At 66.8% G+C, this 12,464-nt stretch carries 12 protein-coding genes; 3 read left to right on the forward strand and 9 right to left on the reverse strand.

The window, feature by feature from the left end:
* Nucleotides 1-80 precede the first annotated feature (80 nt).
* Entirely contained in the window at nucleotides 81-1,193 is a 1,113-nt protein-coding gene (locus C556_RS0103880) for a DUF475 domain-containing protein (RefSeq protein ID WP_018746918.1), read from the forward strand.
* 48 nt (nucleotides 1,194-1,241) lie between these two features.
* Here C556_RS0103880 and C556_RS0103885 read toward each other — a convergent pair whose 3' ends face one another.
* A complete protein-coding gene (locus C556_RS0103885) occupies nucleotides 1,242-2,183 on the reverse strand; it encodes a TerC family protein (RefSeq protein ID WP_245559212.1) in 942 nt (313 codons plus the stop codon).
* 106 nt (nucleotides 2,184-2,289) lie between these two features.
* Here C556_RS0103885 and C556_RS0103890 point away from each other — a divergent pair, with 106 nt between their 5' ends.
* Nucleotides 2,290-3,072 (forward strand): TatD family hydrolase, encoded by a 783-nt coding sequence (locus C556_RS0103890; RefSeq protein ID WP_018746920.1) that lies wholly within the window; start codon nucleotides 2,290-2,292, stop codon nucleotides 3,070-3,072.
* 33 nt (nucleotides 3,073-3,105) lie between these two features.
* Here the strand turns inward: C556_RS0103890 and C556_RS0103895 are convergent, their stop codons facing one another.
* The 6 genes from C556_RS0103895 to gpmI form a co-directional block, all read right to left on the reverse strand.
* The gene (locus tag C556_RS0103895) at nucleotides 3,106-3,963 is read right to left on the reverse strand and encodes a hypothetical protein (protein WP_018746921.1); all 858 of its coding nucleotides are present in this window, start codon (nucleotides 3,961-3,963) and stop codon (nucleotides 3,106-3,108) included.
* Nucleotides 3,964-4,324: 361 nt separating this feature from the next.
* Nucleotides 4,325-5,122, reverse strand: coding sequence for a HesA/MoeB/ThiF family protein (locus C556_RS0103900; RefSeq protein ID WP_018746922.1), 798 nt, complete (start codon nucleotides 5,120-5,122; stop codon nucleotides 4,325-4,327).
* 75 nt (nucleotides 5,123-5,197) lie between these two features.
* Nucleotides 5,198-5,590: a hypothetical protein gene (locus C556_RS19225; RefSeq protein ID WP_018746923.1), complete on the reverse strand. Its 393-nt coding sequence runs from the start codon at nucleotides 5,588-5,590 to the stop codon at nucleotides 5,198-5,200.
* Nucleotides 5,591-5,755: 165 nt separating this feature from the next.
* On the reverse strand, nucleotides 5,756-7,258 hold the full coding sequence (locus C556_RS0103910; RefSeq protein WP_018746924.1) for a S41 family peptidase: 1,503 nt from the start codon (nucleotides 7,256-7,258) through the stop codon (nucleotides 5,756-5,758).
* Nucleotides 7,259-7,287: 29 nt separating this feature from the next.
* A complete protein-coding gene (locus C556_RS19230) occupies nucleotides 7,288-8,517 on the reverse strand; it encodes a murein hydrolase activator EnvC family protein (protein WP_157235809.1) in 1,230 nt (409 codons plus the stop codon).
* 65 nt (nucleotides 8,518-8,582) lie between these two features.
* Nucleotides 8,583-10,136, reverse strand: a complete 1,554-nt coding sequence (gpmI, locus tag C556_RS0103920; RefSeq protein WP_040430355.1) for a 2,3-bisphosphoglycerate-independent phosphoglycerate mutase — start codon at nucleotides 10,134-10,136, stop codon at nucleotides 8,583-8,585.
* A gap of 105 nt (nucleotides 10,137-10,241) precedes the next feature.
* On the opposite strand from gpmI, the gene C556_RS0103925 reads away from it, so the two are divergent.
* Nucleotides 10,242-10,616 (forward strand): ArsR/SmtB family transcription factor, encoded by a 375-nt coding sequence (locus C556_RS0103925; protein ID WP_245559213.1) that lies wholly within the window; start codon nucleotides 10,242-10,244, stop codon nucleotides 10,614-10,616.
* A 600-nt stretch (nucleotides 10,617-11,216) separates the two neighbouring features.
* On the opposite strand, the gene C556_RS0103935 is transcribed toward C556_RS0103925, so the two are convergent.
* Together C556_RS0103935 and C556_RS0103940 are read right to left on the reverse strand one after the other, a co-directional pair.
* On the reverse strand, nucleotides 11,217-12,059 hold the full coding sequence (locus C556_RS0103935; RefSeq protein ID WP_018746929.1) for an AraC family transcriptional regulator: 843 nt from the start codon (nucleotides 12,057-12,059) through the stop codon (nucleotides 11,217-11,219).
* 64 nt (nucleotides 12,060-12,123) lie between these two features.
* A complete protein-coding gene (locus C556_RS0103940; RefSeq protein WP_018746930.1) occupies nucleotides 12,124-12,456 on the reverse strand; it encodes a YnfA family protein in 333 nt (110 codons plus the stop codon).
* Nucleotides 12,457-12,464 lie beyond the last annotated feature (8 nt).

The following is a 12,464-nucleotide window of genomic DNA, read 5'->3' on the forward strand; positions in this document are numbered from 1 at the left end:
GGGGTTTTCGTCTTATCCTGCCCAAGGCAGTCATGGCACGGCGCGGGCGCGGCCCGCGGGACGGAGGAACCGATGACGGGATGCAGGCGGTGGAACGCGACGACGCGATGCGTGGAGGGCGGCTGATGTGGCGCTATTTCCGGGCGTCGGCCATCGTCGCGGTGCTGGGGTTGGCGGCGGCGTGGCTGATCGGTGGCTGGGCCGGTTTGCTGGTGGCATTCAACCTGGCGCTGCTGGAAACCAGCCTGTCGTTCGACAACGCGGTGGTCAACGCCTCGATCCTCAAGGATTGGGACGAGCGCTGGCGCCAGCGCTTTCTGCTGTGGGGCATGCTGGTGGCGGTGTTCGGCATGCGCATGCTGTTCCCGCTGGTGATCGTCGGCACCATCGCCGGCATGGCGCCGCTGCCGGGGCCGGTGGCGCTGTACCAGTGGCTGGGCAGCGACGCCTGGCCGGCGAGCGACGTGTTGTCGATGGCGATCATGCAACCGGGCCGCTACGCGCAGTTGCTGCAATCGGCGCACATCGAGGTGATGGCGTTCGGCGGCGCCTTCCTGCTGATGGTGTTCCTCGACTTCTTCATCGACCACGAGAAGCACACCCACTGGTTCAAGCCGGTGGAGCGCCTGCTGGCGCGGCTGGGGCGGTTGCAGATGGCCGGCATCGTGCTGTCGATCCTGGCGCTGCTCGGCATGGCGCATGCGTTGCCGGGCGAGCAGGGCTATCGCTTCCTGATCGCCGGGCTGTGGGGGGTGATCGTGCACGTGATCGTCTCCAGCCTGGGCAGCCTGATGGGCGACGACCAGGCCGCGGCCAGGACCGGCTGGAGTGGCTTCATCTATCTGGAGGTGCTCGACGCCTCGTTCTCCTTCGATGGCGTGCTGGGGGCGTTCGCGCTGACGCGCAATATCTTCCTGATCGCCATCGGCCTGGGCATCGGCGCGATGTTCGTGCGCTCGTTCACGCTGCTGCTGGTGTATCGCGGCACGCTGGCGTCGTTCAAGTACCTGGAGCACGGCGCGTTCTGGGCCATCGGCGCGCTGGCGCTGGTGATGCTGGCGGCGGCGCGCTGGCATGTGCACGAAGCGCTGGTCGGCAGCGTGGCGGCGGTGCTGATCCTCAGCGCCGGTTTCCATTCGTGGTGGATCAAGCGGCGGCGCGAGGGCGCCACGGCGTCGCGCGCCGCACCATGAACAACGCCCCCGGCCGGGGGCGTTGCCTGACGATGCGGACGAAGTCGCCTATTCGGGCAACGGTTCGTTGCGCGTCTTGTGCAGCGAGTACAGCACGCCGGCCAGCAGCAGGCCGAAGGTGACCGCCAGCGATACCGGCGACGGAATCTTGATGTTCAGGTAGACCAGGCCGATCTTGGCGCCGATGAACACCAGCACGATGGCCAGCGCGTACTTCAGGTAATGGAAGCGATGCACCATCGCCGCCAGCGCGAAGTACAGCGCCCGCAGGCCCAGGATGGCGAAGATGTTCGAGGTGTAGACGATGAACGGATCCTGGGTGATGGCGAAGATCGCCGGAATGCTGTCCACCGCGAAGATCAGGTCGGCGGCCTCCACCATCAGCAGCGCCAGGAACAGCGGCGTGGCGTAGCGACCGGCGGCCAGGCCCACCTTGGTGCCTTCGACGAAGAAGTCGTGGCCGTGCATCTGCGGCGTCATCTTGAGGTGGCCCTTCAGGTAGCGGAACACCCGGTTCTGTTCGATGTCCGGATCTTCATCCTTGGCCAGCAACATCTTCACGCCGGTGAAGATCAGGAAGGCGCCGAAAATCAGCAGGATCCAGCTGAATTCGTGTACCAGCGCCGCGCCCAGGCCGATCATGACCGCCCGCATCACGATGGCGCCCAGGATGCCCCAGAACAGCACGCGGTGCTGGTACTGGCGCGGGATCGCCAGACTGGTGAAGATCAGCGAGATGATGAACACGTTGTCCATCGACAGCGATTTCTCGACCAGGAAGCCGGTGTAGTAATCCATGCCCGCGGCGGCGCCCTTGTGCCACCAGACGAAGCCGCCGAAGGCGAGGCCGGCCGTGATGTAGAACGCCGACAGCTTCAGGCTTTCCTTCACGCCGATTTCGTGGTCGTCCTTGTGCAGGACGCCGAGGTCGAACACCAGCAGGGCGATCACCACCGCGGCGAATAGACCCCATACCCATAGTTCCGTCATGCTTGATCCCATTGTGTAGGTCGCCGAGGCGGCGACTCGTATTGGTATAGGCCGCGCGATCGGCGCGGCATAGCACTGAGAGCAGCCCGAGAAAAGAGTTCCCAAGATGCTGATCGATAGTCATTGTCATCTCGATGCCAGCGAATTCGACGCCGATCGCGATCAGGTGTCGCAGCGTGCACGAGCCGCCGGTGTGATGCAACTGGTGGTGCCGGCGATCACCGCCGCCACCTTCGACCTGACGCTGGCCATGCGTGAACGCTACGGCTGCGCGGTGGCGCTGGGATTGCATCCCATCTACCTGGCCGAGCACCGCGACCAGCACCTGGCGCAACTGGACGACGCGCTGTCGCGCCACGCGCCGGTGGCGGTCGGCGAGATCGGGCTGGATTTCTTCGTGCCGGGGCTGGATGCCGCGCGGCAGGTGGCGCTATTCGAGGCGCAGCTGAAGCTGGCGCGCGAGCACGACCTGCCGGTGATCGTGCATATCCGCCGCAGCCAGGACCAGGTGCTCAAGTACCTGCGCAAGTGGCGGGTGCGCGGCGGCATCGCCCATGCGTTCAACGGCAGCCGGCAGCAGGCGGACGAATTCCTCAAGCTGGGGTTCAAGCTGGGTTTCGGCGGCGCGATGACCTATAGCGGCTCGCAGCGTATCCGCCGGCTGGCGGCCGAATTGCCGCTGGAGGCCATCGTGCTGGAGACCGATTCCCCCGACATCGCCCCCGCCTGGCTGGCCGGGCCGCCGCAGCAGCGCAACGAGCCGGCCGAATTGCCGCGCATCGCGGCGGTGCTGGCGGAACTGCGCGGGCTGGGCGTGGACGAGGTGGCCGCCGCCACGGTGGCGAACACCCATGCGGCGCTGCCGGCGCTGGCGCGCATCGACTCCTGAGCCAGGGCTTGGAGGGTTCTGGCCGGAGCAGGGTCAGGCGGCCAGCACGCCGTTCACCTGCGCCAGCGCATGACGTGCCGCCCGGCGAGCCTGGGCGGTGCCGGCATCCAGCACGCGATCGAGCAGCGCGCGGTCGGCGGCCAGTTCGGCGCGACGTTCGCGCACCGGCGCCAGGAAGCGCTCGGCGCAATCGGCCAGATGCGCCTTGACCACGCGCTCGGACAGGCCGCCGCGGCGGAACTTGGATTTGAGATCGTCCAGGAACGGCAGGTCGTGCTCGAACACATCCAGCAACTGGAACAGCGGGTGCCCTTCGGTCTCCCGCGCGGGCAGGCCCAGCATCGTGCCTTCGGGCAGCGCGTCGATGGCGGCGGCCAGCGTGGCGGCGTCGGCGCAGAACGGCACGTCCAGCGGCACCTTGGGCGCGGCGAACGGGCTGCGCAGGCTGAGCATCGGCTGTGCTTCGCGCAACAGCGCGCCACCGGCGCGGTCGTTGATCTGGCGTACCACGGCGTTGGCCGCGGCCACCTGGCCGGCGCGTGCCGCGTGCGGCGAGACCAGGGTGGGGCTGAGCGCGGCCAGCACGGCGGCGGTGCCGAGGGTGGGCGCGTCGTCGTCGCTGGGCAGGGTGGCCAGGGCGTCGCGCAGTTGCGCCAGCTCCGGCACGCGGGTAGGCACGATCAGTGCCACGCGCTCGGGATCGATGCCGACGGCCAGGTGATCGGCCGCAGCGGCCAGCGAACTGGCTTCGCTGGCGCTGTCCAGCAGCAGGAACTGGCTGTGACGCGGCTGGAAGTGCAGGCGCTGGCGCAGGCCGCCGACGAGCTGGCCCAGCGACAGCGGGCCGGAGACGCGTTCGGCGCAGAGGATGGTGGCAGTGGATGCTTGCATGATCGGGGTCCTTTTTTTTTGACCACCGATCCGGGGAGATGCGGGCTGAGTACCCTACATGACAGTGCCGCCTGGATCGGCGGCACTGGTTGAAGCTAACGTTCCTGTGTCCGCCCTCTAGAGATAGGAGCGGTACCAAAACGCTTGGTGGCGAACGAGGGAGGAACGGTCAGCGGAGTTCATGGGGCGACTGTGCACGCAGCGCGGGGTGACGGCCTATTGGGGATTACCCCTAGGACGAAGGCCGGGCGCATGGCTGCGTTGCGCCTCGTTCGTAGGGATCACCCCCACTTCACTCGGCACGCCTTGCCCTGCATCCCGGCCTTCGCCCTTCCCACCCGCGTTTGAAGGCCGATTCGCCCTAATCCGCCCGATGCGCGGTGCCGCAAACCGGGCAGGACGGATCCTTGCGATAACGCATTTCGCGCCATTGCATGCTGCGGGCGTCGAGCAGTTGCAGCCGTCCGGTCAAGGGTTCGCCCAGGCCGACGATCAGCTTGAGCGCCTCTGCCGCCTGGGCGGTGCCGATCAGGCCGGTGAGTGGCGCGAACACGCCGAACGTGGCGCAGGGCCCGTCGGTGGCGTCGCCGTCCTCGCCGAACAGGCAGTGGTAGCAGGGCTGGGCCGGGTCGCGCAGGTCGAAGGTGGTGAGCTGGCCGTCGAAGCGCACCGCCGCGCCGGACACCAGCGGCCTGGCGGCGGCGACGCAGGCGCGGTTGATCGCGTGGCGCGTGGCGAAGTTGTCCGAGCAATCGAGCACCACGTCGGCGGCTTCGACCAGCGCTTGCAGGCGCTCGCCTGCGATGCGCTCGGCGATCTGTACCACCTCGACTTCCGGATTGAGCGTCGCCAGCGTGCGCGCGGCCGACGCCACCTTGTAGTCGCCGACGGCGGCTGTGGCGTGGGCGATCTGGCGTTGCAGGTTGGTGAGGTCGACGCGGTCGTCGTCCACCAGCGTCAGCGTGCCGACCCCGGCCGCGGCCAGATACAGCGCCGCCGGGCAGCCCAGGCCGCCGGCGCCGATCACCAGCACCCGCGCCGCGGCGATGCGGGCCTGGCCCTCCACGCCGATCTCGTCGAGCAGGATGTGGCGGCTGTAGCGCAGCAGTTGGGTGTCGTCGAGGTCGGGCAGGGCGTGGGGATTGGTGCAGGCGGTCATGGCTGGGCGAGAGGGGGGCAACGGGCCGATTATAGCTGGCCGGCGCGGCTGTCCCTTGCGCCAGCACAGCGCCTGTCACAGGTAGCGCCGCAGTTCCTCGGGGGTGTCGTCGTGGTCGCCGTGCGGATGATGTTCCCACACCCGGGCATAGACATCGCGGGCCTTGAGCTGGTGCTCCGGGATCACGTTGTTGTCGCGTGCCACCTGTTCGGCGTAGCGGCGGATGGCGCGGGCCAGCCGGGCCAGCGGACCGTCGGCGAGCGCGTGGCCGTGGGCTTGCAGCAGTGCTTCCAGTTCCTGGTGCGAATGCAGCGCCAGCGAGTAGCGCACGATCAAGCCGTGGCGGTCGCGCCGGAGGTGCACCGTGACTTCGGCTTGTGCCGCCAGCAGCGCGGCGGCCGCCTGCGCATCGGTGTCGGGCGCGAGGCGGATGCGGGTTTCGTGCAGATGGACGCGGACGACGGGCATGGCGGACCTCCAGCCTTCAGCTTAGCCCCGCCAGGGTCCGGGCCGAAAGACAAAAAGCCCGAACGAGCCGCCGCGGAGGTGAGACGGCGTTCGAGCCCGGAAGCGCCCGCGGCATCGCCACGGGGCACCCAAAGCAAAACCCCCGCATCGCTGCGGGGGTTTCGTTTACTTGGCCTTGGCCGGCGCCTTGGGCACCGGGGTGGGCTTGGGGTCCTTCTGCTGCATCAGCAGCTGTTGCACCTTCAGCACCGACAGCGCCTGCTGGAACTGGTAGTCGCTCTTGGATGCCAGCTCGCGCGGGTTGAGGTTGCCTTCCTCGACACCCGAGGCGTTGACCGCCGGCGGCTCGCTGCGTACGGCGGGCTTGGGGGTCGGTGCGGGGGTATCCGCCTTGTCGCCACCGTTCGGGTTATCCAGGTGGTGTTGCAGATCCGCTTCGCGCAGCAGGAAGGCGCTGGTGCCTTCCTTGCCGTTGACGGTGGCTTCCTCGACCACGATGTCCGGGGTGATGCCCTTGGCCTGGATCGAGCGCCCGTTCGGGGTGTAGTAGCGCGCCGTGGTCAGCTTGAGCGCCGACTTGGCGTCGATCGGCAGGATGGTCTGCACCGAGCCCTTGCCGAAGGTCTGCGTGCCCACGATCAGCGCGCGCTTGTGGTCCTGCAACGCGCCGGCGACGATCTCGGAAGCCGAGGCCGAACCGCCGTTCACCAGCACCACCAGCGGCACGGTCTTGACCTCTGCCGGCACGTTCTTGAAGAAGTCGTCGCGACCGCCGCGCTGGTAATTGTCGCGGGTGGCGGTCAGGCGGATCTTGGCGTCCGAGGTACGGCCATCGGTGTAGACCACCAGCGCATCCTTGGGCAGGAAGGCGGCGGACACGCCCACGGCGCCGTTCAGCAGGCCGCCCGGGTCGTTGCGCAGGTCCAGCACCAGGCCCTTGAGCGGCGTCTTGTTTTCCTTGTACAGCGCCTGCAACGCGCTGGCGAGGTTCTCGGTGGTGCGTTCCTGGAACTGGGTGATGCGGATGTAGCCGTAGCCGGGCTCGGCCAGCTTGGACTTCACGCTCTGCACCTTGATGATGGCGCGCTTGAGCGTCAGCACGATCGGCTTGCCCTCGCCCTTGCGCAGCAGGGTGAGCCGCACGTTGGAGCCGGGCTTGCCGCGCATCTTGTTCACCGCTTCGGACAGCGACAGCCCCTGCACCTGGGTGTCGTCGATCTTGACGATGTAATCGCCGGCCTTCACGCCGGCGCGGAAGGCGGGGGTGTCCTCGATCGGCGAGACCACGCGCACCAGGCCGTCTTCCATGTTCACTTCCAGGCCCAGGCCGCCGAATTCGCCCTGGGTGTTTTCCTGGAGATCCTTGAAGGCATCCTCGTCCAGGTAGGACGAGTGCGGGTCCAGCCCCGCGACCATGCCTTTGATCGCTTCGGAGATCAGCTTCTTGTCGTCCACCGGTTCGACGTAGTTCTGCTTGATCAGGCCGAATACGGCGGAGAAGGCGCGCAGCTCTTCGATCGGCAGCGGGGTGCCCGCCGAATCCTTGTCGGCCAGCACGTTGAACGACAGGCTGATCGCCACGCCCAGGCCGGCACCGGCCGCGAGCAGGGCGAACTTCTGGAATTTCCCGGATTTCTTCGGGGAATAAGCGGGGTACTGGCTGCTCATCGGGGATTGAAGCTCCGTGTTCTGTCTCGTCAGCCGGTCCAGCCGAGAGGGTCAAGGGGCTGGCCGTTTTTTCTGATCTCGAAGTATACGCCCGAATCCGCCATGCCACCGCTGTTGCCGCTGGTGGCGATGGTGTCGCCCGAACGTACCGCATCGCCCACCTGCTTGAGCAGGCTTTCGTTGGCGGCGTACAGGCTGAGATAGCCGCCGCCGTGGTCGACGATGATCAGGTTGCCGAAGCCGCGCAGCCAGTCCGCGAACACCACCTCGCCCCCGGCGACGGCCTTGACCGGCTGGCCGGAGGCGGCGCGGATGAACACGCCCTTCCACAGCGTGCCTTCGGCGCGCGGGCTGCCGAAGCGGCCGATCACCTCGCCGCGCAGCGGCAGGCGCAGGCGGCCTTTCAGCGCGGCGAACTGCTGGCCGTTGAAGCTGCTGTCCGGCTCGTCGCGGTTGACCTGGCGCACCGGCTCGGTGGCCGGCTTGGTGTCGGTCTTGCCATCGCGCCTGGCCTGCGCGGCGCGCTCGGCCTGTTCGCGCTTGGCGGCCTCGGCGCGGCGGCGCGCCGCTTCCTTGGCCCGACGCGCTTCCTGTTGGCGGATGATGGCGTCCAGCCGAGCCACCAGCGTGCTCAGGCGCTTTTCGTCCGCGGTCAGCTTCTGTAGTTGGGTGCGCTGGGCGGTGAGCTCGCGGGTGAGCTTGTTCACCAATTCCTGCTTTTCGGCCTGTTCGCTTTCCAGCGCGGCCTTCTGCCGCACCTTGGCCTGGGCGATCTGCTTGAGCTGGTCGTTGCGGACGCGGATTTCCTCGGCCAGCCGGCTGAGTTCGCGCAGTTGCCGCTCCAGCGAGGCGACGAGCTGCTGCTGCGCGGTGGCGAGGTAGCGGTAGTAGGTGAGGTCGCGGCTGGCGGTGGTCGGGTCCTGGGCATCCAGGATCAGCCGCCAGGCTTCGAGGTTGCGTGTCTTGTAGCGCAGGCGCAGCAGCTCGCCGATGCGGTTCTGGCTGGCGGAGATATTGGCGCGGGCGGCGGAGATGTCGGCGCTGAGGCGATCCAGTTCGGTCTCGGTCAGCTGGCGTTCCTCGGCCAGCGAGGCCAGCACGCGGTTCGCGTCGGAGATGGCGACCTCGGATTCCTTCAGCGCGTCGGCGGCCTCGCGGCGATCCGATTCACTTTCGGCGATTTCCTTCTTCAGGTCGCCCAGCTTGCCGCGCAGGTCGCGCAATTCGTTCTGCCGCGCCTTGCTGTCGGCGCGAGACACCTCCGGGGCGGCCAAGGCCGCCCCGGAGATCCACATCAGGCAGAGGCAGAGCGCGGCGCGCAACGTCAGCTGAAACGGACGAGCGAATGGCCGGTCATTTCTTCCGGCTGCGGCAGGCCCATCATCGCCAGCAGGGTGGGCGCGATGTCCTTGAGCGAGCCTTCGCCGCGCGCGGCGAGCTGGGCCGGGCGGCCGACGTAGACGAAAGGCACCACGTCGGTGGTGTGCTGGGTATGCGGCTGGCTGACCGCGTGGTCGTACATCAGTTCGGCGTTGCCGTGGTCGGCGGTGATCAGCACTTCGCCACCGGCCTTGGTCATGGCGGCGACGCAGCGACCGACGCATTCGTCCAGCGCCTCGATCGCCTTCACCGCGGCATCGAACACACCGGTGTGGCCGACCATGTCGCCATTGGCGTAGTTGCAGATGATGGCGCCGTACTGGCCGGATTCGATGGCGGCGACGATCTTGTCGGTGACCTCGCGCGCACTCATTTCCGGTTGCAGGTCATAGGTGGCCACCTTGGGCGAAGGCACCAGGATGCGATCCTCGCCGGGGAATTCCTTTTCCTCGCCGCCGGAGAAGAAGTAGGTCACGTGCGGATACTTCTCGGTTTCGGCGATGCGCAGCTGCTTGATGCCCAGGCTGCCGATGTATTCGCCGAAGCTGTTGCTCACCTTGGCCTTGTCGTAGGCGACCGGGTAGGGATAGTCGGCGGCGTAGCGGGTGGCGGTGACGAAGCGGGCCAGCTTGACCACGCGCTGGCGGGCGAAGCCGTCGAACGCCGGGTCGTTCAGCGCGGTGGCGATCTGGCGGGCGCGGTCGGCGCGGAAGTTCATGAACACCGCGACGTCGCCGTCCTCCATGCGGGCCGGGGCGCCGATGCTGGTGGCGCCGACGAATTCGTCGTTCTCGTCGCGGGCATAGGCGGCTTCCAGGCCGGCGATCACGTCGTCGGCGTGATGCAGGCCCTTGCCGTCGACCACCAGGTTGTAGGCGGGCTCGACGCGCTCCCAGCGCTTGTCGCGGTCCATCGCCCAATAGCGGCCGACGATGCCGACGATGCGGGCATTGCCCGCGGCGCGACAGACGGCATCCAGCTTTTCCAGATATTGCTTGGCGCTGCGCGGCGGCGTGTCGCGGCCGTCGAGGAAGGCATGGACATGAATGCTTTGCACGCCGGCACGGGCGGCGTCCTGCACCAGGGCCGCGATGTGCGAATCGTGGCTGTGCACGCCGCCATCCGAGATCAGGCCCAGCACATGCAGCGTCTTGCCGCTGGACTTGGCCAGCTCGATGCTGGCCTTCAGCTCGGGGTTCTCGCCGATCCGGCCCTCGGCCACGTCGACGTCGATGCGGCTGATATCCTGCAACAGCACGCGGCCGGCGCCGATGTTCAGGTGACCGACCTCCGAGTTGCCGAACTGGCCGTCCGGCAGGCCCACGTAATGTTCACTGGCGTTGATGGTCGTCCACGGGTGTTGGGCGAGGATGCGGTCGATGTTCGGCTTGTGGGCCGCGGCGATCGCGTTGTCCTCGGTTTCCTCGCGGTAGCCGAAGCCATCGAGAATCAACAGCAATACGGGTTTGATCTGGGAGGGGGTCGCAGCATGGGTCATGGGGTGGGGAGGCCTTCGTGGAAACCGCTGGAATGCTGTGAAGCGCACCGTTGCGGTGGGGTTCCAAAGATGGGTAGTATTCTACCGCAAGGACTAGGCGTTGCCTTGTCCCAATTCAAAGAACGGCGCCTTGCGCAAGACAAGGTGGATAAAAAAGTGCAGAGGATGATGCTTCCCCCCGATGAACTGATGAGCGATGAGCACATCCAGCAGGCGTCACGCGCCATGAAAGCGATGTCCCATCCGCTGCGATTGAAGATCCTATGCGTTTTGGGGGAACACGAGGTCAGCGTCCAGGACATCGTGGAGCAGGTCGGCACCACCCAATCCAATATCTCTCAACATCTGGCGTTGATGCGCGAAAAGGGCGTACTGCGTACCCGCAAGGACGCCAATCGCGTCTATTACCGCGTGGGCGACACCCGCACCCTCGAGGTGATCGCCATGCTGCGCGACGTGTTCTGCGCCTTCTCCAAGTAATAGCGGTTCCTCCACGATTTGCCGCGTCCGGGCGCCTGCCCGGCGCTGTCCGGTATCCCTCTCGCTGCTGGCCGTCTTGTTCTGCCAGCGCTTTCAAAAAGCAGGTTCCTGCCTGCATCCGATCCTCTAAGTAGCTGTTTTTTCGATGGACTGCCCGCCCGCGGCGGTTTGACCTTGCTGCTGAGCCAGTGCTAGATTGCCTGGGCCGCCTCGACAATCCGGTCGTGGCGGACGTTCGGTTGTGTTAACAGGCCGGCGAGTCCTTACGGGCCGCCGCGCGGTCGGAGACGACACTCCGGCAACGGTCGCACGCCGCCAGGCAGCGACACCTGTCAGCAAAATCTGCGACGTAGATAGTGAAACCTTGTAGGAGATCGCAATGCGATTCGACTTCCTGGAAGGCTTAGCGAGTACGGTCAACGATGCGTTGATGAACTTGTTCCGGGCCTTCAAAACCCCTGCCAGACTGGATCACGATGATTCGAGGAATCTCGCCCTCGAAATCGCGGAACCATTCCGGTAGCGATGAACGCCTGAAGATCGATTCTTGAAGGGCAAAAGGCGCGTGCAAACGCGCCTTTTGCTTTTTCCGCGGCGCGTCTACCGGGCGAGCGGGACCAGTGGCAGGTAGATGTCCGTCAGCAGTTGCTGCTGCGGTGTCGAGCCCGGATCGTTCAGGTAATCCTCGAACGGACTGATCGCGGGTTGCTCGCCGCTCTGCGGCAGCCAGTGCCCGAACAGCCAGTGGTAGGCGTCGTGCAGGGTGGAGTAGGGGCCGGTGTGGCGCAGCACCGCGCAACGCGCTGCCGGAATGGTCATCGCCTCGAACGGTGGTTCCACCATGATCGTGTGGCTGACGCTGGCCGCGGCGTGCGAGCGCAGTTCGTTCTCCGGCGTGGTCGCCGGATCATCGTAATAGAAGCCCAGCCAGCGGGTGCTTTCGTCGAGCCAGCCTTCGCTCCGGCACTTGAGCATCAGCTTGTCGAAGGCTTCGCCGATTTTCATGTAGTTGCCCTGGTGGGCGAGGGCGACGATATGAAAAGCGGGGCATTCGCGGATGGTGACGGGATACATGTTCGACTCCTGAGGGTTGAGGGCGAGGAGACGATGATTGCGAAAGCGTCCCGGCGACGTGCCGAACTGCTGCTGGAACGCGCGGCTGAATGCCGCCAGCGAGCCATAGCCGGCGCGTTGCGCCACGTCCGGCAGCGGGCGATTGCTGCGCGTCAGCTCGCCGGACGCCAGGTGGATGCGTGCGCGTCGTACCGTCTGCGCCACCGATTCGCCCATCAGCGCGCGATAGATGCGGTGGAAGTGATAGGGCGACAGGCAGGCGATATCGGCGAGCCGGTACAGATCGGGTTCCTGGTCCAGATGATCGTACAGGTAGTCGAGTACCTGGCCGATCCGGGTGGCGTAGCGGGCGCGGGTGGCGGGTTTCACGTTCGTTCTCCTCGGCGCCAAGGTAGCCGGGGGACGTTGATCCGGTTTGCGGTTTTGGGCGTGCTCAGCCGCGCGGCGCGAACATGATGATGGCCATGCCCGTCAGCGCCACCGCGCCGCCGGCGAGATCCCAGCCGGTCGGGCGGATGCCGTCCACCAGCCACAGCCAGAGCAGCGCCATGCCGATGTAGACCCCGCCATAGGCGGCGTAGACCCGCCCGGCGGCGGTGGGGTGCAGCGTGAGCAGCCAGGCGAACAGCGCCAGCGAGGCCGCGGCCGGCAGCAGTAGCCACGGCGTGGCGCCGCGCTTGAGCACCAGCCACGGCAGGTAGCAGCCGACGATTTCCGCCAGGGCGGTCAGCGCGAACAGTGCGGCAACGCGCAGGGACTCGCCCATCGGCCAGC

Origin of the sequence: Chitiniphilus shinanonensis DSM 23277, from assembly GCF_000374805.1 — a bacterium.
Taxonomy (GTDB): domain Bacteria; phylum Pseudomonadota; class Gammaproteobacteria; order Burkholderiales; family Chitinibacteraceae; genus Chitiniphilus; species Chitiniphilus shinanonensis.